This is a genomic window from Bartonella capreoli, from assembly GCF_902813205.1.
GTDB classification, from domain to species: Bacteria; Pseudomonadota; Alphaproteobacteria; order Rhizobiales; family Rhizobiaceae; genus Bartonella; species Bartonella schoenbuchensis.
In genome coordinates, this window is the sequence record NZ_CADDZX010000005.1 from 18,554 (window position 1) to 40,558 (window position 22,005).

15 protein-coding genes, 2 other RNA genes and 1 pseudogene are annotated in these 22,005 nt (G+C 38.2%); 9 read left to right on the forward strand and 9 right to left on the reverse strand.

Annotation, left to right across the window (positions count from 1 at the left end; all coding sequences use genetic code 11):
- Positions 1 to 224: 224 nt before the first annotated feature.
- Positions 225 to 578, forward strand: a transfer-messenger RNA (tmRNA) gene (gene ssrA / locus J7R05_RS05170).
- A 133-nt stretch (positions 579 to 711) separates the two neighbouring features.
- Here the strand turns inward: ssrA (J7R05_RS05170) and thyA are convergent.
- A pseudogene (gene thyA / locus J7R05_RS05175) lies at positions 712 to 1,162 on the reverse strand (thymidylate synthase); the annotation flags it as partial.
- 123 nt (positions 1,163 to 1,285) lie between these two features.
- Between thyA and J7R05_RS05180 the strand changes: the two are divergent.
- From J7R05_RS05180 to J7R05_RS05215, 8 genes are all read left to right on the forward strand, one after another.
- Entirely contained in the window at positions 1,286 to 2,593 is a 1,308-nt protein-coding gene (locus J7R05_RS05180; RefSeq protein ID WP_208541467.1) for an MFS family transporter, read from the forward strand.
- 474 nt (positions 2,594 to 3,067) lie between these two features.
- Positions 3,068 to 3,423, forward strand: a transfer-messenger RNA (tmRNA) gene (gene ssrA / locus J7R05_RS05185).
- A gap of 146 nt (positions 3,424 to 3,569) precedes the next feature.
- A complete protein-coding gene (locus J7R05_RS05190) occupies positions 3,570 to 4,118 on the forward strand; it encodes an SspB family protein (RefSeq protein ID WP_208541468.1) in 549 nt (182 codons plus the stop codon).
- An 8-nt stretch (positions 4,119 to 4,126) separates the two neighbouring features.
- Positions 4,127 to 4,309, forward strand: a complete 183-nt coding sequence (locus J7R05_RS05195; protein ID WP_034990091.1) for a DUF4169 family protein — start codon at positions 4,127 to 4,129, stop codon at positions 4,307 to 4,309.
- Between the two features lie 347 nt (positions 4,310 to 4,656).
- Positions 4,657 to 7,074, forward strand: a complete 2,418-nt coding sequence (locus tag J7R05_RS05200; RefSeq protein WP_208541469.1) for an ATP-dependent helicase — start codon at positions 4,657 to 4,659, stop codon at positions 7,072 to 7,074.
- Between the two features lie 388 nt (positions 7,075 to 7,462).
- The gene (locus J7R05_RS05205) at positions 7,463 to 8,044 is read left to right on the forward strand and encodes an SCO family protein (RefSeq protein ID WP_208541470.1); all 582 of its coding nucleotides are present in this window, start codon (positions 7,463 to 7,465) and stop codon (positions 8,042 to 8,044) included.
- Between the two features lie 28 nt (positions 8,045 to 8,072).
- Positions 8,073 to 8,942: a 50S ribosomal protein L11 methyltransferase gene (locus tag J7R05_RS05210; RefSeq protein ID WP_208541471.1), complete on the forward strand. Its 870-nt coding sequence runs from the start codon at positions 8,073 to 8,075 to the stop codon at positions 8,940 to 8,942.
- A gap of 13 nt (positions 8,943 to 8,955) precedes the next feature.
- Positions 8,956 to 10,782, forward strand: coding sequence for an aminopeptidase P family protein (locus J7R05_RS05215; RefSeq protein ID WP_208541472.1), 1,827 nt, complete (start codon positions 8,956 to 8,958; stop codon positions 10,780 to 10,782).
- Between the two features lie 152 nt (positions 10,783 to 10,934).
- Here J7R05_RS05215 and ligA read toward each other — a convergent pair whose 3' ends face one another.
- From ligA to J7R05_RS05255, 8 genes are all read right to left on the reverse strand, one after another.
- The gene (ligA, locus tag J7R05_RS05220) at positions 10,935 to 13,091 is read right to left on the reverse strand and encodes an NAD-dependent DNA ligase LigA (RefSeq protein WP_208541473.1); all 2,157 of its coding nucleotides are present in this window, start codon (positions 13,089 to 13,091) and stop codon (positions 10,935 to 10,937) included.
- A 108-nt stretch (positions 13,092 to 13,199) separates the two neighbouring features.
- Positions 13,200 to 14,864, reverse strand: a complete 1,665-nt coding sequence (recN, locus tag J7R05_RS05225) for a DNA repair protein RecN (protein WP_208541474.1) — start codon at positions 14,862 to 14,864, stop codon at positions 13,200 to 13,202.
- Positions 14,865 to 14,870: 6 nt separating this feature from the next.
- Positions 14,871 to 15,764 carry an outer membrane protein assembly factor BamD gene (locus tag J7R05_RS05230; RefSeq protein ID WP_208541475.1) on the reverse strand — a complete coding sequence of 298 codons (894 nt, stop codon included), beginning with the start codon at positions 15,762 to 15,764 and terminating at the stop codon, positions 14,871 to 14,873.
- A 168-nt stretch (positions 15,765 to 15,932) separates the two neighbouring features.
- Positions 15,933 to 16,805, reverse strand: a complete 873-nt coding sequence (gene lpxC / locus J7R05_RS05235; protein ID WP_208541476.1) for a UDP-3-O-acyl-N-acetylglucosamine deacetylase — start codon at positions 16,803 to 16,805, stop codon at positions 15,933 to 15,935.
- 196 nt (positions 16,806 to 17,001) lie between these two features.
- On the reverse strand, positions 17,002 to 18,750 hold the full coding sequence (gene ftsZ / locus J7R05_RS05240; RefSeq protein ID WP_208541477.1) for a cell division protein FtsZ: 1,749 nt from the start codon (positions 18,748 to 18,750) through the stop codon (positions 17,002 to 17,004).
- Between the two features lie 66 nt (positions 18,751 to 18,816).
- Positions 18,817 to 20,115, reverse strand: coding sequence for a cell division protein FtsA (gene ftsA, locus J7R05_RS05245; RefSeq protein WP_208541478.1), 1,299 nt, complete (start codon positions 20,113 to 20,115; stop codon positions 18,817 to 18,819).
- Positions 20,115 to 21,011, reverse strand: a complete 897-nt coding sequence (locus J7R05_RS05250) for a cell division protein FtsQ/DivIB (RefSeq protein ID WP_208541479.1) — start codon at positions 21,009 to 21,011, stop codon at positions 20,115 to 20,117. The genes ftsA and J7R05_RS05250 overlap by 1 nt, the downstream gene beginning before the upstream one ends.
- Positions 20,999 to 21,919, reverse strand: coding sequence for a D-alanine--D-alanine ligase (locus tag J7R05_RS05255; RefSeq protein WP_208541480.1), 921 nt, complete (start codon positions 21,917 to 21,919; stop codon positions 20,999 to 21,001). Before J7R05_RS05255 ends, J7R05_RS05250 begins: the two co-directional genes overlap by 13 nt.
- Positions 21,920 to 22,005 lie beyond the last annotated feature (86 nt).

A 22,005-nucleotide genomic window follows, 5' to 3' on the forward strand; every position in this document is an offset into this window, starting at 1 on the left:
AATAAAAAACTGTATAATTTTTTACAATTTCCCAACATTACATCAATGCCTTTGAAATCATCATTTTAGTAGCACCTTATCAAAATTGTTTTTTAAGATACTTCACTAAATCATGTGTTATTTCATACATAAAACTAAGAATGAACAATTACACTTTACAATACAATCACATTATAAAATCTTGAAACCTATCAATAATGAAAAGATTTAAAATTTAACAATTTTCCCTTTCCCAAAAACTATTCTTCATCTACATTTAAAGAACTAGTCTTCCAGCTACAATCATAAATGGACAAGGAACAAACCTTTTAGCCCCAGAGGCGGCACTTAGCGCTTCCACAAAAATATAATCAACAAAGTTTATACTTTGGTGGGGGCGAAATAGGATCGACAAGAGTATAAAGATTGCCCTTTTCTCAGCATTGTACCACCGTTATCAGACTAAATTAGCAGCTGCAAATGACAATCATGTAGAAGAACATCTCGCTGCTTAAGCAGTGCGAAAGCTTCAAATTAAGCCTTAAACCGTCGCAAGTTTAAGCAGGGTTCCAAGGCACCTGGCAACAGAAGCCTTCACTTTTATAAGTATTTATTTTGACCAACAAGATATACGAATTGTTATGAAATATGTGGTAGAAAAGCATTGCCAGCTTTAAAAAACGTTTCATTGCACTATGTTATTTGCGCTTCAATAACTGCATAAATTAAAAGGAATAAACAACAGCAAGACAGTAAAGCCATTTCCTCTATTAATGCAGGATTCCATGCTGATACAATCAAACGACGCGAATCAGAATTTGTGTCAATCATATCTAAAAGATTGCTGATCTGATCAATATAATGCCTATCAGGTGCAGGCCAAGAATGCCACTAAAACCATAAATAGGGCTAAGATTTCCATCTTTATCAGTCCACTTATTTCAAATAGATACGCCATGTTCCTTTAGCCACGCAATATTTGTGTCGCCTTTAAGAAACCACAAAAACTCATAAATAATTGAACACAAATACAACTTTTTTGTTGTCAAAAGTGGAAATCCTGCTTGCAAATTAAATCGCATCTGATATCCAAAAATCGATCGTGTCCCCACACACCTGTTCCATCTGAACGATCAACATCGTTACTTACAACATGGGATAGAAGATCAAAATAAACTTTCACAAAGGTATTATGGCTGATTTTACTTATTACAAGAAATTATTATTATGCGATTTAAATTTTGATGACGCAAAAGGTAAAATACTGTAGAAGGAAATAAGCCAATATGAACTCAAGAGGGATAATATGGAAAATAATGTAACTTCAACAACACATGATACAAAAAAGCGTATCATGTCTATTGTATCTAGTGCATCAGGTAATCTGGTAGAATGGTATGATTTTTATGTTTACTCCTTTGCTTCTATTTACTTTGCGTCGCAATTTTTTCCCTCAGATGGTGATGTTGTTGCCCAACTCTTAAAAGCTGCCGCAGTCTTTTTCATTGGTTTTCTTATGCGCCCAATTGGTGGGTGGCTTTTTGGTTATATCGCTGACCGTTATGGCCGCAAACGTTCAATGCTTATTTCTGTTTTTATGATGTGCGGAGGTTCATTTTTAATTGCTATACTTCCTACTTATGAAACCATCGGAGTAACAGCAGCAGTTCTTCTTCTCTTACTTCGTATGCTTCAAGGACTTTCTGTTGGCGGTGAATATGGTACGACAGCAACTTATATGAGTGAAGTTGCTCTTAAAAATCATCGAGGCTTCTTTAGTTCTTTCCAATATACTACACTGATTGGTGGTCAACTTTTAGCTAGCCTTGTTATATTTATTCTAGCGCTTTATCTTACAGAAGATCAGTTAAAAGCGTGGGGTTGGCGTATTCCATTTGCCATTGGTGGACTAGCAGCGATTGTTGCGATTTTTTTACGTCGTACTCTCCATGAAACAACCACTGAAGAAAGTCGTTCTAAAAAACAAGCAGGTAGCCTTATGGAGCTTTTACGCAACCATCGAAAAGCTTTCTTTCTGGTTATTGGTTTTACAGCTGGAGGCTCGCTCACATTTTATACCTACACAACTTATATGCAAAAGTATTTGATCACTACCAGCGGGTTTGACAAACACACAGCTACAACTATAATGACGATAGCTCTTTTTACTTTTATGTTATTCCAGCCAGCATTCGGTGCTTTAGCTGACAAAATTGGAACAAAAGCTTCACTCTTTATATGGAGTCTTTTATCTGTCATTTTCACCATTCCCGGACTTAAAATAATTGGTAATACCAATAATATGTGGGTTGCCTTATCAATCATTATTGGAATGCTATGCATTCTAAGCTTCTACACATCCATTTCTGGTATTATAAAGGCAGACATGTTCCCCTCTTCCGTACGTGCAATAGGGGTTGGTTTATCTTACGCCATTGCTAACGCGTTATTTGGTGGTTCTGCTGAATCTGTAGCACTTGGATTAAAAGATATTGGATATGGATCTGTCTTCTATTTTTATATAACCGGTATGATGATAATTGCATTCATCGCAATTGTTTTGATGCCAGATCCTCGAAAAAATGGATATCTTCAAAAAGATGAAATCCAGTAAGCTTTTCATTTTTTAAAAACATCAATTTAAAAAGCCTGGTTTTCTCGGGCTTTTTTTGACTGTATAAAATAGTTTATAATTTGGCGCTAAAATCTAAAATTTTATCAAGTGCATTTACTTTTCTAGTAACTATAATAAAAAGCTGTATAATTTTTTACGATTTCCCAATATCATACCACCACTTTTGGAATAGCCATTTCAGTGCTTTGTTTTTATCATCCAATAAGTTTTGCGTTCATTTCACGCTCTCTTTTATCCAATAGAAAATGGCTGCATTTAGTTCCTATAGGCAAAGCTAAGTGATATCTAAGCCATTTTTAGCTTACCTCATCAAAATCGTTTTATATTAAACTACTCCACTAAGTTATGTGTCATTTCATACATAAAACTAAGAATGAATAATTACATTTTACAATCACATTATAAAATCTTGAAACCTATCAATAATGAAAAGATTTAAAATATTAACAATTCCCCCTTTCCCAAAGACTGTTCTTCATCTATATTTAAAAGTGCTGGTTTTCCAGCTATGGTAATAAACGGACAATGGAGTAAACTCATTGGACCCGGGGGCGGTACCCGGCGCCTCCACCAAAATATAATCAACAAGCTTATACTTTGGTGGGGGCGAAATAGGATCGACAAGGGTGTAAAGATTGCTCTTTTACTCGGCATTGTACCACCGTCATCGGACTAAATTAGTAGTTGCAAACGACAACTATGCGGAAGCACGTCTCGCTGCTTAAGCAGTGCGAAGGCTTCAAATTAAGCCTTAAACCGTCGCAGGTTTAAGCGGGGTTCGGAGGCACCTGGCAACAGAAGCCTTCACTTTTATAAGTATTTATTTTGACAAACAAGATATACGAATTGTTATCAAATATGTGGTAGAAAAACATTGCCAGCTTAAAAAAATGTTTCATTGCACTATATTACTTGCGCTTCAATAATTGCAATAAATTAAAAGGAATAAACTTCAATGGTTCAAGATCAAATCCGTTACGATATTCTCGTTCAGGATGCGCTCCGTGGAGTTATCCGCAAAGTTTTGCTAGAAGTGGCTAAAGCAGGTCTTCCGGGTAATCATCACTTTTTTATTACCTTTTCAACAAAGGCACCAGCAGTAACAATCTCTTCTCGACTCAAAAGTCGTTATCCTGATCAAATGACAATCGTATTACAACATCAATTTAGAGACTTGAACGTATCAGAAACCGCTTTTGAAGTCACTTTATCCTTTGGAGAAATTACTGAAAAATTAATTATTCCTTTTACCTCCATTCAAGTTTTTTATGACCCTGTAGCGGCATTTGAAGCGGCATTTGATTTGCCTGCTAATCCCACTTCTGAAGAAAATGAAAATCCAGAAAGTGCTCCACATACACCCGATATTTCTTTAAACAAACAAAAAACAGAAAATGAGCTCATAAAAACACAGAATCCCAAAAAGGATAAAGAACCTTCAAACAATGATACCAAACAAAGTGCTGATGTTGTTTCTTTAGACTCTTTTCGAAAAAATAAATAAACCTGTCCATGACTAAAGTGATTAACCTTCGCCAATTTCGAAAACAACAGAAACGTATTGAGCAAGCTACTCATGCAGAGGAAAACCGTTATCGTTTTGGACGAACAAAACTTGAGAAACTTTTTGATAAAAAAGAACTTTTAAAAGCTCAAAAATTTCTTGATCAAAACCGTCTATCTAACAGTGAATGAGAAAAAATGAAAATAAATGTTTGGTCAAAAACTATTCGCTTATATTGATAAGCTTTTTATAAGTAGATTTTTAGAATAACCATTTCGGAGATAAAAACAGTTCGCAAAAAAATAATTTTTATATTTAATGACCTTTAATATTAAAATAAAAGACGGAAAAAATTTAATATTTCAGTTTTATTATATGTTTACCGTACTTTATAATCTCTCACCTAACAGTTTTTATACTTCTTTTGTTTCGTTTCTGTTATTTTTATAAACTCATTCACCTGAAAATGTTGAGATTTTCCCCGAGAAGAATTTTAAAACTAGCGTTTCAATCAAAAAAATAATACATAAAAAATATAATGAATGACTTTTCTAATCACCTACCATTTTTTGAAGATGAAGAGCTCCCCCATAAGCCTGAAAATAATTCTGAATTAACTCCCGGCGCTATAGTAGCAAAAGAAAAAGCACAATACGAGCCCGAATATTTGAAAAAACTTAACCCAGAACAACGAGAAGCTGTAACAAACACAGAAGGGCCTTTGTTAGTTCTTGCCGGGGCTGGAACGGGAAAAACACGTGTTCTTACCACACGCATTTTTCATATTTTGCACCTTGGTCTTGCCCACCCTAAGCAAATATTAGCGATTACTTTTACAAATAAAGCAGCACGTGAAATGAAAACCCGTATTGCTGAACTTGTTGGTGAAGCTATTGAAGGTATGCCGTGGCTTGGAACGTTTCATTCCATTGGTGCAAAAATTTTACGCCGCCATGCAGAACTTATCGACTTAAAAAGCAATTTCACCATTCTTGATACTGACGATGTTGTTCGTCTTTTAAAACAGCTCATTCAAGCTGCAGGTTTAGATGACAAGCGCTGGTCGGCACGTAGTTTGGCAACAATGATAGATGCTTGGAAAAACCAGGGGCTCTCACCAGATCATATTTCAGAAAGTGATTCTTATGCCTTTGCTAAAGGTATGGGACGTGAACTCTATCACAGTTATCAGGATCGGCTAAAAAGCCTCAATGCTTGTGACTTTGGTGATCTCTTGCTCCATTCCATTAACATCTTCCAGCATAATCCAGATATCCTTCATGAATATCATGCTAAATTTCGCTATATCCTTGTAGATGAATATCAAGACACAAATACAGCGCAATATCTTTGGCTTCGTCTTTTGGCGCAACAATCTACAAGACAGCAGGTCAATCTTTGTTGTGTTGGTGACGATGACCAATCCATTTACGGATGGCGTGGTGCTAAAGTTGATAATATACTGCGCTTTGAAAAAGATTTTCCTCCTGCAAAAATCATCCGTTTAGAACGCAACTATCGCTCTACATCGCATATTCTTAAAACGGCCTCTCATTTTATTTCTCATAATCAGGGAAGACTTGGAAAAACGCTTTTCTCAGATAAAACAAATAACGAAGAGAAAAAAGTAAAAATCCATGCCGCATGGGATTCGGAAGAAGAAGCACGTGCCATCGCGAAAGAAATTGAACAAGCACAACAATCTGAGCATTTTTTAAATGACATGGCTATATTAGTGCGAGCATCATTTCAAATGCGCGCATTTGAAGAGCGTTTTATAACACTTGGTCTTAACTATCGTGTCGTTGGTGGTCCACGTTTTTATGAACGAATGGAAATACGTGATGCCTTGGCTTACTTGCGTGTTGTTGCTCAACCTTCCGATGATTTAGCCTTTGAACGTATTATCAATACACCCAAACGTGGCTTAGGAGAGACAACACTACGCCACCTTCATAATAATGCACGTGCACGCGCTATTCCTCTCTTTTCTGCTGCTATTGAAATAATCGAAACAGATGAACTAAAACCTAAAGCACGAAATGCTTTACGCAACATTATTGAAGACTTTCATCGCTGGCAAAACCTATCACCACGCACACCGCTGACAGAGCTTACTGAAATGATCCTTAATGATTCAGGCTACATGGAAATGTGGCAAGAAGATCGTTCGCCAGAAGCACCGACACGCTTAGAAAACCTTAAAGAAATGATTCGTTCTATGGAAAAATTTGAAAATCTTCACAGTTTTTTAGAACATGTTTCATTAGTTATGGATGTTGAGCATAACGAAAATATGGATGCAGTTAATATTATGACCCTTCATTCAGCTAAGGGGCTTGAATTTAAAACAGTTTTCCTTCCTGGCTGGGAAGAAGGACTCTTTCCCAATCAACGCTCACTAGATGAAGGTGGCCGTGCAGGACTAGAAGAAGAACGCAGGCTTGCTTATGTAGGTCTAACAAGAGCACAACAAAATCTGCATATATGGTTTGTCTCTAATCGACGAATTCATGGGCTTTGGCAATCTAGCCTTCCCTCCCGTTTTCTAGATGAATTGCCAGGAGAACATATAGAAGTGCTAGAAAATGAAACATCTTATGGTGGTTACGGTCAGTACTCAAAACTAGGGTGGAAGAGTGCACACAAAAATCAAACAGAAGCAAGACATAATAACTGGAGCTCACAGTCATCCAGCTATATTAAGAAAACTGATTATGAAAATAGTGATTTAGATTTTAGTCCCATTCAATTTCATCAGAAAAAAAATATTGAAAGAAAAGCCACTTCCCAATCCGTGTCTGATACACCATCAGCTTTTTCAATTAATGATCGCGTTTTTCATATCAAATTTGGTTATGGTCATATTTCAGCAATAGGTGGTAATAAATTAACTATTTTGTTTGATAAAGCCGGTGAAAAACGTGTTCTTGATGACTTTGTAACTAAAGCTTAACACAAAAAAACCATTAGCACGTTTATTTCCAAATAACTGCGCTTTACGCAATTTTATTACCGTTTAATATCAGGATGGTTTTTATAACCTTTAAAAAATTTTTTTAAAATTCATTCATTTTGCATCAGTTGTTATTGCATTACAAAATAATAAAACAGCATGCTGATTTTAGATAGTAAAATGACCCCTCACATAGAAAATACAACACTTCATTGCTCATTATTGCTCATCTGCGATATGATAATTTTGTGATCTATATTTTTTATGAAACTTACAGCACAAATCACGCTTCATAATGTTGAAACAAAAGATTGCAAAACTAATCTGTCAGCATTATAGCATTCCTAATGCTTTAAAATTAAGCTATAAAATTCAAAGAGGTTAAGCTATGAAAAATGTAATATACATCTTTGGGTTAACAATCATATTTCTCGCTGGCGTTTTTACTTATGATGCGTGGAAAAATAAGCCACTCGGTGATGATTTTACACTCATCGATTCCAATGGCCAAATTGTTACTGAAGCTGATATTAGAAGTAAACCCTCAGCAATTTTTTTCGGTTTCACCATGTGCCCTGAAAGTTGCCCTACTACACTGACAGATCTTGATCGGTGGCTTACAGAAATTGGCCCTAACGCTGATAAATTAGGTATATGGTTTGTAACTGTCGATCCTGAACGTGATACACCAGAAGTACTACGTGATTATTTAAGCAATTTTACCAACAATATTATTGGTATAAGTGGAGATCCTGAAAAAGTCCATAAAATGGTATCTTCTTTCAACATTGTTGCACAAAAAGTGCCCGGAACAAATGGTAACTATACTTACGATCATACAGCTGCAATTTTCTTGCTTAAAAAAGGTGGAAAACTAGCTGGTATTATTCCTTACAACGTGGAAGAAAATGAAAATCAATTAAAAGATGATATTGCCATTAAACGGCTTAAAAAGCTCATCTCAAACTAAATTAAAAAGCGTTTAATAAAGAAAAAATATGTCTCAACAAATTCGTTTATTTTATACAACCCTCAAAGATGAGGCAGAGCAGTTTTATACTCTTATGGAAGAAGCCTTTGAGGAAGAAGGATATCCTCTTGCTTTGGTAGAAATAGATGAAAAAAACGCTATTTATGAACTGTCACTTTATGTTGACAAAGAAAACCAAGACAGTGCGTACAAACGCTTTGCAGATATTCTTGCTCTAGACTCTAATAAAATTAATATAGAAATTTTACCTGATATTGACTGGGTCCAACAAAGTCTTAAAGGGCTAAAACCTGTATATGCAGGTCCTTTCTTTCTTTATGGAAGTCATGACCGAAAAAACATCCCACCTGATGTTTTGCCAATTGAAATTGAAGCCAATCAAGCTTTTGGTACAGGTCACCATGAAACAACATCTGGTTGTTTAGAAATGATTACCAAAATTATGCGAACTGAAAATCCGCAAAATGCTCTCGATCTTGGTACAGGGAGTGGCGTATTAGCCATTGGTATGGCAATGCTTAAACCCATTTCTATACTTGCATCTGATAGTGATCCAATTGCCGTTCAAATTGCGCAACACAATATTAAACTCAATGGTGTTAAAAAATATATCACAGCTATTACAGCGACGGGTTTTAATCATGATACAATTGCATCACATGCACCCTTTGACCTCATTGTTGCTAATATCCTCGCCGGCCCTCTTATTGAACTTGCACAAGAAATGACCCAAGCTTTGCAAAAAAATGGATCTATCATATTATCGGGTATCCTTGAAGAACAGCACGATCATGTCTTAAAAGCTTACGTAAAACAAGGCTTACAACATATTGAAACATACCACCGCCAAGGATGGGTTACTTTACATCTCAAATAAAAAAGGACATAGTGTGTATCAATCTTTTGATGTTATAACAAACCCAACCCATGCTGCAGAGCGTATTTTTGCCCTTCGTCAAGAACTTGAACGTATAGGGCTAGATGGTTTTCTTGTACCAAGAGCAGATGAACATCAAGGAGAGTATATTCCACCGCACGCTCAGCGCCTTAGCTGGCTAACTGGTTTTACTGGATCAGCTGGTATAGCATTAATTCTAAAAAATAAAGCTATTATATTCACAGACGGGCGTTATACACTCCAAGTTCGCCAACAAACTGATCCTCAGATTTTTGATTATGAAGACCTGATGACTTGCCCACCCTCACAATGGTTAGAAGAAAATGGTCACAAACTTTCTATTGGCTTTGACCCATGGCTTCATACTATTGCTGCTACCGCTACATTGAGAAAAGCATTAGAATTTAAAGCAGGAGGAAAGCTTATAGCAACAAAAGCCAATCCTGTTGATCTTATTTGGCAAGACCAACCACAATTACCGCAAGCTGCCTTATCAATTCATCCTCTTGAATATGCAGGATGTACAACTGACGAAAAATTAGCATTAATTTATAAAAACATACAGCAAGCCGGAGCGAATGCTTTTATTTTCACAGATCCTGCTTCTATTGCATGGACATTCAATATACGGGGCAATGATGTCTCTAACACACCCTTTGCCCTTTGTTTTGCTCTCATTTCAACCAAAGAAACGCCATCCCTATTTATTGATAGCAAAAAACTTGGCCAAGAACAGAAAAACTATCTAAAACAATATGTAGAATTATATGAACCGGAAAAACTCATTCCAAAGATCAAAGATCATGTTCAAAAAGGAATGATTTTTGCTTTAGATCCACTGCGAACATGCGAAAAATTGCGTACTGTTATTGAAAATGAAAATAATTCTTTCATTACGCTTACTGACCCAGCTGCCTTGCCACGTGCTATTAAAAATAGCACAGAATTAGACGGTGCACGCAAAGCTCATTTGTGCGATGGTGTATCACTTACCCGCTTTTTTGCTTGGTTGGACAAACAAACACCAGGCACAATTAGTGAAATTTCTGCTGCCCAAAAATTAGAAGAATTTCGCATAATAACAGCAAAAAAAATGGGAACAAAACTCGAAGATCTTTCCTTTGATACGATCTCAGCAGCAGGCGCAAATGGTGCAATTGTTCATTATCGTGTAACAACTGAAACAAACAAACCACTCAATGCCGGTGAGCTTTATCTTGTTGATTCAGGTGGACAATATCGCAACGGCACAACAGATGTCACACGTACAATAGCAATTGGCCTTATTGGAGAAGAAGAAAAACGCTGTTTTACTCTTGTTCTTAAAGGTATGATTGCTCTTTCAACCGCACGATTTCCAAAAGGTACACGCGGACAAGATATTGATGTTCTAGCACGTATCTCTTTATGGAAAGCTGGTTTTGATTATGCGCATGGTACTGGCCATGGAGTTGGCTCTTACCTCTCTGTTCATGAGGGACCACAAAATCTTTCACGTTACGGAAGTCAAGAACTCATTCCCGGAATGATTATTTCTAATGAACCAGGGTATTACCGTGAAGGAGCTTTTGGTATTCGTATTGAAAATTTGATGATTGTGAAACCTGCACAAAAAATTACTTCTGGTGATATAGACATGCTATCATTTGAAACACTCACAAATTGCCCTATTGATCGACGGCTAATCCTACCAGAGCTTTTGACAACTCAAGAGCGACAATGGCTTAATGACTATCATGCGCACGTTTATAAAGTGAATGCACCTTATCTTAATACAGAAGAAAAAAAATGGGCAAAAGAAGCCACAATGCCCCTTTAACTGAATAAAAGTGCACACTTATTCTGTTTCAAAAGCATTCTCTTTGATATTTTGGAAAAACAAATGCGTATTTCTTGTAAGCAGAGATAAATAAAACCCTGAAGCTCATAATTGCACAAAGGGTAATTAATTGGAATATATCATCAAAAAATTTAAATATAATACTCTTTAATCAACTGGGACCAGCTATCTTCATCGATAACCTCAACACCTAACTCTTTTGCCTTGGTCAATTTTGACCCCGCTCCAAGCCCTGCAATAAGAAGATCAGTCTTTTTAGAAATAGAACCAGATGTTTTAGCACCTAACCGCTCTGCTAATGCTTTTGCTTCATCTCGCGACATAGACATTAAAGTTCCCGTAAAAACAATTATTTTTCCCGCTATTGGCGAATAATCTGTTGCAATAGCTTCCTCAGGAAGAGGTGTCACTTCTTGAAGCAAGGCTGATAACACATCACGGTTATGTGCTTCTTGATAAAAATCAATAATTGCTCTACCAACACGAACTCCAATCCCTTCAATACTGATCAGGTCTGTCCACTCCTCATTACCTTCATCTGCCTTATCATGTGGCACAATAGCTGCCATCACAGCAGCCTCAAAAGCAGTATAATTTCGATAAACACGTGCAAGACGTTGTGCATTAACTTCACCAACATGACGAATACCTAATGCAAACAAAAAACGACTTAAAGGAATTTCTCGACGTGCATTAATAGCATCAAAAAGCTTGCGGACAGAAAGACTGCCAAAACCCTCTATATTTTCCAAACGTGTTAAAGCTTTTTTTTGGCGTTTCTCTAAAGTGAAAATATCAACCGGTGAACGGATACAAAGCGTTTCATCTTGAATATTAAAGAAAAATTCCACCTGTTTTTTACCAAGCCCCTCAATATCAAAAGCATTACGTGAAACAAAATGACGAATACGCTCAATCGCTTGTGCTGAGCAGATAAGCCCACCTGTGCACCGATACACTGCCTCACCCACTTCACGAACAGCATGACTCCCACAAGCAGGACAATGATGAGGAAAAACGAAAGGAACTGCGTTTTTTGGACGCTTGCTAGAAATAATATCAACAATCTGAGGAATTACATCACCAGCACGCTGTACAATCACTGTATCACCTACACGGATATCACGCCCCTCACGGATTGGTTCACCGTTACGACCAACCCCTTTAATATAATCCTCATTATGCAAAGTTGCGTTAGTAACCACAACCCCACCTACAGTGATAGGTGCAAGGCGTGCAACTGGCGTTAGTGCTCCAGTTCGACCTACTTGAATATCAATATCTTCTAAAAGTGCTGTAGCTTTTTCTGCTGGAAATTTATGTGCAATTGCCCAACGTGGTGAACGAGATACAAACCCCAAACGCATTTGCAGCCCTAAATCATTAACCTTATAAACAACCCCATCAATATCATAGCTTAAAGATTGCCGCTGTTCTTCAATAAAATGATAATATGAGATAAGATCTTCTACTTTTTCGAAAACTTTTGTAAATGGATTAACAATAAAGCCATATTCTTTTAGCTTATTCACCATCTCCATTTGGCTTTTAGCCGGCATTTCACTCACCTCACCCCAAGCATAAGCAAAAAACTTAAGCTTTCTGCTAGCAGTTATCCGTGAATCAAGCTGACGTAGAGAGCCAGCCGCTGCATTTCTAGGATTTGCAAAAGTTATTTTCCCTTCTTTTTGCTGGTTAATATTGAGGACTTGAAAATCCTCTTGTCTTATATAAACTTCACCACGAACTTCAATAATATCAGGAAATTCACCCTGTAAAACCTTTGGAATATCAGAAATTGTTCGTGCATTTGTAGTTACATTTTCACCTGTGTACCCATCACCACGCGTTGCAGCGCGCACAAGTTTCCCTTGCTCATAACGCAAAGATAAAGATAAGCCATCAATCTTCGGTTCAGCCGTCATTTCTAATGTCTGTGTTGATGGAAGTCTTAAAAAACGGCGAACACGCTCAACAAATTCACTGACATCTTCAGCACTAAACGCATTATCAAGAGAAAGCATCGCCTGTGCATGAACAGATTTTTCAAATTTTTCTGAAACTGGTGCACCAATTTTATATGAAGGGGAATCTACACGAATTAATTCAGGAAATAGAGCTTCAATTTCCGTATTACGACGACGAAGAGCATCATATTGTGCATCAGAAATCTCAGGTTGATCATTATTATTATAAAGAACATCATGACGTGCGATTTCTTTTGCTAACCACTCTAACTCACTTGCCGCTTCAAGAGCAGTAAGATTTTTAACCGCATTTTTGTCCATATACTTTATTCCAAGTCGTGCAATTTATAATTATATGAATCTCAATTCTTTGTTATCAATAAAATCCAAACGAATATATATTCGCTTGTCATCTCAATCATTAATCAATTATATCTGCGCTAAAAGTTTTTGGGCCGCTGCACGTGCCTCTTCAGTGATCTGTTCCCCTGCCAACATACGTGCAATTTCTTCAGCACGTTCACACTCTTCCATTTTATGAATACGCGTAACAAAATGCCCTTTATCACCTTCAACTTTTGAAACAAGAAAATGACTATGAGCTTTGGCTGCAACCTGAGGTGCATGTGTAATAGCAAAAACCTGAACACTTTTTGATAAACACAGCAACCTTTGCCCAATTGCAGCAGCCACAGCCCCACCAATTCCTGTATCAATTTCATCAAAAATCAGTGTAGGAGCTGATCCACGATCAGCCAAGACAACCTTTAATGCTAATAAAAAGCGCGATAATTCACCGCCAGAAACTACACTCAACATTGGTCCAGCTCGTGATCCAGGATTTGTTCGTACCCAATATTCAACACGGTCTATACCATCTGCATTACGCTTTTCAGAATTACTTTGCACGTTCACAGTAAATTCTGCCTTTTCTAACTTCAACGCTGGCAACTCAGCCATAACGCTCGTAGATAAACGGTGCGCCACTTCTTGGCGTTTTATGGAAAGGGCTTGTGCAGATGCATCATACTTTTTTTGTGCCTCCTGCGCTTTTACTCTCAAATGCTCCAACGTGGTCTGAGCAGAATCAAAATCAGAAAGTTCATCCTTCATTTTATCGCATAACTGAGATAATTCAGCTACAGAAACATGGTATTTACGCGCCAATCCCCGAAGTGCAAAAAGACGCTCTTCTATTCGCTCCAATTCACCAGAATCAAAATTCAATGCTTGCATTGCTGTTTCAATACCATCTTGCGCTATTGAAAGTGCCTGCAACGCTTCATCAATAGACTTAACCACAGGTGTAATGAGTGTCTGTGCTTCAGGAATTTTCCGTTCTAAACGCCTCACCAAATTGGACAGAATAGAAATTGGTGATTTCGGACCATTGAAAAGATCATCAGCTTCCTTAATATCAGTCGCTATTTTATCTAGTTTCAACATATCTGCACGACGAAGAGACAGTGTATTTTCTTCATCAATTGTAAAATCAAATTTTTCAAGTTCTTCCACACTTGCACGAAGGTAACAAGCCTCACGTGTAGCAGCTTCCACTTTGATACGCTGCTGTTGCACATGTTCCTCTAATTCATGCCATATCCGATAACATTTGTGTACATTTTCTGCCTCACTCTCAAGCCCACCAAAAGCATCTAATAACCGGCGATGCGTATCAACATCAACAAGTGCACGATCATCATGCTGCCCATGAATCTCAACCAACATACGACCAACATTGCGCATCAATGCAATACTAGCCACCTGATCATTGATAAAACCACGGCTACGACCATCATTTGATTGTACACGTCGTAAAATGATATCGCCTTCATTATCAAAACCATTTTCACGTATAAGCTGGCGTACAGGATGTAAAATAGGCACATCAAAAACAGCTGTCACCTGCCCTTGCTCTGCACCATGGCGTACAAGTGAAGCATCTCCACGCCCTCCAAGAGCTAATGATAAAGAATCAAGTAAAATAGATTTTCCAGCACCCGTTTCCCCAGTTAAAACCAATAACCCCATGGGAAAACTAATATCGAGCTTCTCGATCAAAACAATATTATGAATCGAAAGCTGTATCAGCATATGAAATCAACGTGCCTCATTTTTATCACCACTTAAAACACGTGAAATCCAAGAAGACTTATGCTCTTGGGGCGACACTCTATTTTTCTGTAACAAATCATAGGAGAATTTATACCATTTACTTTCCGGATAATTGCGCCCTAAAACAGCTGCTGCTGTCTGCGCTTCTGCAATTAAACCAAGAGAAAGATTAACCTCAGTCAAGCGGAAAAGCGCTTCTTCAATTTGGTTTGTATCCGAATACTCTTCAACCACTGTGCGAAATCTTCTGCTTGCTGCTAGATATTGCCGACCTTCCTCATAGTAACGACCAATCTGCATTTCTTTACCAGCCAATTGTTCTCGACTAAAGCGTATTTTATCTTTAGCATCTTTTACATACTCAGAGTTTGGGTAGCGTTCTATTAAAAGCTGCATAGCAGCAATAGCGCGTTTGGTATCTCGTTGGTCGCGTGTAATATCACGAATTTGATGAAAAGAAGAAAGACCAACAATATAATAAGCATAAGCAGAATCGCTGGCATTTGGATAAAGAGTAATATAGCGTTGTGCCATACTAATTGCATCATCATATTTGGCCAGTCGGTAACTTACAAAAGCACCCATAACTAAAGATTTACGGCCCCATTCAGTATAAGCGTATTGCTTTTCAATAATAGAAAACTTCTTCAATGCCTCATCAAATCGCCCTAGATTAAGGTTAGTAAGCGCTTGATTATACAATACATCTGGTGGATCCATTATTAAAACATGCATAGCTGGATTAAAAGCATCTTTATCTTTGCTTAAACAACCCGCTAATAAACAGAGCCCCCCTCCTAAGATCCCAATCAATACTTTGCGTACAATGTTAGATTGTCTATGTGCCATACTTTTAATATACATATTAGACCTTTTCATAGTGTTCCCAGCCTCCCAAAAACATCACCTTGAAGTAAAAGCTATTTATCAAAAAGCTTTATGCCATATCATTTTAAAACTGACTAACTAATTTAGTAGTTTTTGATCAATCATCCCCTTAAAAATCAAAGAAGCTTAAGTAAAATTTCTCAAATCTTTTTATCCCAACTACAAAATACTTTTTTCGTAACACGACTCATCTGTCAAAACAGCCTTAACTAATTGTGAATTCAGTGTATGCCCACTGCAATGTGAACGAAATAATCCAATAAAAGGCGCACCAAGCAAAGCAGTGTCACCAACTGCATCAAGAGTTTTATGCCTAACAAATTCATTTTCAAAATAAGGGCCATCTGAATTAATGATTTGGTTATTAAGACCAATAATAAGAGAATTTTCTAAAGAGGCGCCTAATCCTTTTCCAGAAGTCCACAATTTTTCTACATCTTTAACAAAACCAAAAGTACGCGCACGTGATAAATCATCTCGAAATGCCTGTGATGTAAGATCAAAACTTAATTGCTGCTTCCCAATAGCAGATGAAGAAAAATCGATTGTAACATCAAAACGGCGGCCTTCAAACGGCAAAAATTCTGCAAAGCCATTGGTCATTTCAACTCGCATTGGTTTTTTTATAATAAAATAAGGACGCAATACTGCCTGCTGTACAATACCTACTTTCTCGAAAAGCTGACAATACTGCCATGCAGCACCATCCAAAATAGGTATCTCATTACTTGATACTTCAATGATAAGATTATCTAAATCATAAGCAGCAATTGCCGCCATCAAATGTTCAATTGTTTCAACCCTTACATCTCCATGGCCAAGCACTGTTGATAATTCAGTCTTTCCCGTTTGCGATACATGTGCCTGAAACGTTTGTTCTTTTCCGTCCTCCCCAAAACGTCTAAAGATAATACCACACCCAACATCGGCTGGACAAACTTTTACTACAGATAAGCACCCACTATGCACACCGTATCCTTTAAACGTCACTGCATGCTTAAGAGTCGATTGATACCTTTTCATCAAACGCATAATACCACTTCTTAATTTTCTTGATGATCTTTAAAGGCCTTAACAAAATCCTCAACAAATTATTTCTACGTAAAATAATAAACCCGCTTATTATAAAGCGGGCTTATAAAAAGTATAGAATCTTATATAAAAACTCAACATATTTTACTTATAATTTATCAAGATAAAGAGTCTTCTCTTCCTACCCTTTTATCTATTAATGTGCTTGGCGACGCAAAAATGCGGGTATTTCCAACTGATCTTCTTCACTTACCAAAGTACGTTGATCTTGTAACACGCGTGGCTGTGATTCAGTAGAACAACGTGGAACATAAACAGAAGCATCCTGAGAAAGCATTTGACTGTTTTCATTAGAATTTTCAGACCCCTCATGCTGAGAAGATCTTACAGCAGGTTCCAACCGGGCTTCTAGTTCATCTTCCTCACGATATGTTAAGCTCTGCTTTAAACGCTGCCAAAGATTACGTGGACCTTGATCAGAAATAGAAGAATGCACATCCTGTTCAAGAGAAACAGAAGGAAAATCTTTTAATTCAGGAATATGCGCCGATGTTGAGCGAGGCTGCACTTGTACTTTCTTTTCCTTCTGTTCTACAATTTCAGTCATTTCATCAAGAACATGCGCAGTTGCCTCCATACTAACTGCTGCAGCCAAAGGCTGTGCAGAAACACGATTAACCTGCATACGCGGTGTATTTGATATCTGCCCATGAGAGATATTTTGCCCATAAGGAAGAGTATTTGTACTTCGTGTAGCAACTGTATCTGTAGGTCGTGTAAAAATTTGACTTTTAGGGCGGAATGGCTCCTCAACTGATTGATTTATTTCCACTTCAAGTGCTTCCATTACATCTACCATTGATTCAGAAGACGACGATGATGATTGAGAAGTAGTTTGTTCTAGTCCATTATCACCCCTACGCATTGAAACTGCAGGTCGTTGAAATTTAGGACCAGAAGGCTGAACCACATCACTAACCACACGGTCAATACCTGTTGCAACTACCGATACACGAATAAGACCTTCAAGTGAATCATCATCAATGGCACCAAAAATAACATTCGCATCAACATCAACTTCTTCACGAATACGATTAGCAGCCTCATCCACTTCAAACAAAGTCATATCACGACCCCCTGTAATGGAAATCAAAAGACCACGAGCCCCACACATAGAGGTTTCATCTAACAGCGGATTTGCAATAGCAGCTTCAGCAGCTTTTAAAGCACGTCCTTCACCAGAAGCCTCACCTGTTCCCATCATCGCACGACCCATTTCATGCATAACAGAACGAACATCAGCAAAATCAAGATTAATCAACCCTTCTTTAATCATTAAGTCCGTGATAGAAGCAACACCAGAGTAAAGCACCTGATCAGCCATAGCAAAAGCATCGGCAAATGTTGTTTTTTCATCTGCGATACGAAATAGATTTTGGTTAGGAATAACAATTAATGTATCAACAGATTTTTGCAATTCTTCTATACCAGCTTCCGCTGTTTTCATACGGCGCGCACCTTCAAATTGAAATGGCTTTGTTACAACACCTACAGTCAAAATACCTTTTTCACGCGCTGCACGAGCAACAACAGGTGCCGCCCCTGTTCCAGTGCCTCCACCCATACCTGCCGTAATGAAAACCATATGGGAATTTGCAAGATGATCCATAATCTCATCAATACATTCATTTGCAGCTGCCTGCCCAACTTCCGGTAAAGCACCAGCACCCAAACCTTCTGTAACTGCCGCACCAAGCTGGATCACACGCTCAGCCTTTGACATAGCCAAAGCTTGTGCATCTGTATTGGCAACAACAAAATCAACTCCTTGAAGGCCAGCATTAATCATATTATTGACGGCATTTCCACCACCACCACCAACACCAAAAACGGTAATGCGTGGTTTCAATTCCGCGATATCTGGCCGGTGCAGATTAATCGTCATTTTCTTTTCCTTTTCATAAAACACCGCAAATTAAGACGGTAAAAATCAATTTCATTTCTATATTTACTAAAAACTCTCACGCAACCACTGACCAACACGTTTGAAATATCCATCCGTGCTTGTCGATAAATGATTCACTGCAGTTTGGACTGTTTTTTCTTCAAACCCCGCCAATTGCGGATAAATTAACAATCCAACAGCAGATGAAAATGCCGCCCCTTTAGCAAAGGAAGGAAGCCTGGAAACACCCAAAGGCCGCCCTATACGAACATTTCTCCCCAATATACTACGTGCTATTTCCGGCAAACCCACTAATTGGCTTGCTCCCCCGGTCAAAATAACACGCTTACCAATGATGTAACCAAAACCTGAACGGTTTAAACAATCACGCATCATTTCTAATATTTCTTCAACACGCGCACGAATAATACGACCAAGAACAGCGCATGGATATTGGATTTCATGACGTTCATTTCCAACTTCTGATACATTAATCATCTGACGCTCATCACAATCTGCTGAAAATGTTGAGCCATATACAACTTTTAAACGCTCAGCCTCTTCAATAGACATTGATAATCCACGAGCAACATCAAGAGTTATATGATGCCCCCCAATTGCAAGTGCATCTGCATGAACAAATTTTCCTTCAGAAAACACAGAAAATGTCGTTGTTCCACTACCAAAATCAATACACGCCGCCCCTAAATGCGCCTCATCATCAACTAAAACCGAAAGACCGCTAGCAAAAGGTGTTGCCACCATCGCCTCAACACTTAAATGAGCACGGTTAATGCATGCTTCTAAATTACGCAAAGGCGCTGCTTCTGCCGTCACAACATGCACATCCACACCAAAAAACTCTCCCATCATCCCAACAGGATCAGAAATTCCCTTATCTCCATCCAATGCATAAGACACTGGAACTGAATGCATAACATGACGTTTAGCCTTAAAAGCTTTACGCGAAACATCCGCTAATACCATACGCATATCACGTGTAGTAACTTTACGCCCCCCCAAACGCACAACACCATTAACAAAGGCACTCTTCAACCGGCTTGAAGAAAAATTCACAATGACTGAATCTACTACTAAACCAGCCATTTTTTCTGCTGCATCAACAGCCAAACGTATAGACTGTTCTGCAGCATACATATCCATCACAACACCAGATTTAATACCGCGTGAACGTTGCACACCAAAACCTAAAATTTCCATAGAGTGTGTACGAGCATGTAAATGGTGTGTACGCCTCAAAGGATGCAAACAAGCAATAAGACACACAATCTTACTTGAACCAACATCAAGAACCGTTAGAAAACGTGTTTTGCGCCCTCCACCATGATGCGACCCAAGCAACATTACACACCCCCCACCTTCAAGACGCGCTCTTCTTCTGCCACAGCAGCACGATGACGCGCCAACGCCTCATCCGATAAAGAAACTGTTATTCGATCAGAAAGACGCAAATCAACACTTAAAACATCACGTACAAAAAGATCTTGTGTTGTACCTGCTTTAATAAGAGAAGAAAGGCTTTCAATAGCTCCCTTTTCAGGCAGCATAATGCGCATCCCATTATCTAGAACAATATCCCAACGCCGATCACCCACACGCACATAAGCACGGATACGGTCGCTCAACTGTGGATATACTGAAAGTTCTTGAATAAATAATTTTGCTGCATTTTGCGCACCGTGACCAACCACAAGAGGCAAATTCTGAACTAAACCCGCCTGAAATGGAGCAATCACATACCCTGTATGATCAACAATATCCATTATACCATCATGTTGCCAAACAGCATATGGTTCACGCTCTACCACTGAAATACGCACACGATTAGGATAAATCTTCTGAACATCAGCCGACTGAATCCAAGCCTGCTGCTCTAAAATAAAGCGTGCTTTATTAACATCAAAACTGACAATTGATGGATAAGCATCAAGCCCTAAAATCTTCAAAATATCCTGTCTCGCTATACGCTTATTGCCACCCATGTCGACATTAGTTACTATAAAACCAAAATTTAATGGTGCAGCTTTTATAATATTATCCATCTGACCATTAGATGAAATTCCATAAAACACCGAAAGAAAGAAAAAAAACAAAACGGCAAAAGAACCAAAATGGCGAGGCACATAAATACTGACAACAGACTGAAATATAAACCGAAGAAAACGACGATAAAGACGCGGAAAAACTGGCACTGACTGCACCATCAGAACATTTATTCTATCAACATTCAACGCATACACGACGCGTCCTCCGCTATCCATTTAACAATATCACCGTAAGTACGGCCACTCGCTTTTGCTATATCAGGAACAAGAGAAACCGGTGTCATACCAGGCTGCGTATTAATTTCGAGCCAAATTAGCTCCTCTGTCTCCTCAACAAAACGAAAATCTGAACGGCTAACACCTCGACAACCTATAGCTTGATGTGCTGCCAAAGACATTCTTTGCACATTTTGGTAAATATTTAATGAAAGTTGCGCAGGACAAATATGAAAAGAACCTCCAGGCTTATATTTTGAATCATAATCATAAAACTGAAAGTGTTTATCAGGCACAATTTCACAAACATCCAAAGCCTCATCCCCTAAAACTGCGCAAGTAAGTTCACGCCCAGGAATGTATTTCTCGACAATCACTTCATCTCCATAAGCCCATTCACTACTCATAACATTACGCAGTGGCAAAGCCTCATCACCACCTACAATCACCACACCAAAACTTGACCCTTCACGCACTGGTTTAATGACATACGGTGGTTCCATAGGATGCTCTCGCCCTATAGCAAAGCGATTCATCACACAAGAAGGAGCAACATGTACACCAGCGCTAGCAGCAATAACTTTCGCACGTCCTTTATCCATTGCCAAAGCTGATGCCATCACTCCAGAGTGAGTATAAGGAATTTTTAAATATTCAAGAATACCTTGGATACAACCATCTTCACCAAATGGTCCATGCAATGCGTTAAAAACAATATCTGGCTGCAATTGCTTAAGAACAGCAGCAATCTGCTCATCAACATCCACACGAATTACATGATAACCCTGTTTTTCAAGAGCATCAGCACAAGCAGTACCTGAAGATAAGCTTACAGAGCGCTCAGATGAAAATCCACCCATCAACACAGCTATACGCTTATCTTTCATAACAATCTATTCCTCTCGACATACTAGATATAGACTCTACTAAAACAACTCATACTATACATAAGAACAAACTAGATTTATCCTTG

Excerpts from the sequence above, each read along its gene's own strand:
- J7R05_RS05205 (WP_208541470.1), top strand. The coding sequence starts at position 7,463 with ATGAAAAATGTAATATACATCTTTGGGTTAACAATCATATTTCTCGCT.
- J7R05_RS05255 (WP_208541480.1), bottom strand. The coding sequence starts at position 21,919 with ATGAAAGATAAGCGTATAGCTGTGTTGATGGGTGGATTTTCATCTGAG.
- J7R05_RS05195 (WP_034990091.1), top strand. The coding sequence starts at position 4,127 with ATGACTAAAGTGATTAACCTTCGCCAATTTCGAAAACAACAGAAACGT.
- J7R05_RS05180 (WP_208541467.1), top strand. The coding sequence starts at position 1,286 with ATGGAAAATAATGTAACTTCAACAACACATGATACAAAAAAGCGTATC.
- ligA (WP_208541473.1), bottom strand. The coding sequence starts at position 13,091 with ATGGACAAAAATGCGGTTAAAAATCTTACTGCTCTTGAAGCGGCAAGT.
- J7R05_RS05200 (WP_208541469.1), top strand. The coding sequence starts at position 4,657 with ATGAATGACTTTTCTAATCACCTACCATTTTTTGAAGATGAAGAGCTC.
- J7R05_RS05230 (WP_208541475.1), bottom strand. The coding sequence starts at position 15,764 with ATGAAAAGGTCTAATATGTATATTAAAAGTATGGCACATAGACAATCT.
- lpxC (WP_208541476.1), bottom strand. The coding sequence starts at position 16,805 with ATGCGTTTGATGAAAAGGTATCAATCGACTCTTAAGCATGCAGTGACG.
- recN (WP_208541474.1), bottom strand. The coding sequence starts at position 14,864 with ATGCTGATACAGCTTTCGATTCATAATATTGTTTTGATCGAGAAGCTC.
- ftsZ (WP_208541477.1), bottom strand. The coding sequence starts at position 18,750 with ATGACGATTAATCTGCACCGGCCAGATATCGCGGAATTGAAACCACGC.
- ftsA (WP_208541478.1), bottom strand. The coding sequence starts at position 20,115 with ATGTTGCTTGGGTCGCATCATGGTGGAGGGCGCAAAACACGTTTTCTA.
- J7R05_RS05190 (WP_208541468.1), top strand. The coding sequence starts at position 3,570 with ATGGTTCAAGATCAAATCCGTTACGATATTCTCGTTCAGGATGCGCTC.
- J7R05_RS05210 (WP_208541471.1), top strand. The coding sequence starts at position 8,073 with ATGTCTCAACAAATTCGTTTATTTTATACAACCCTCAAAGATGAGGCA.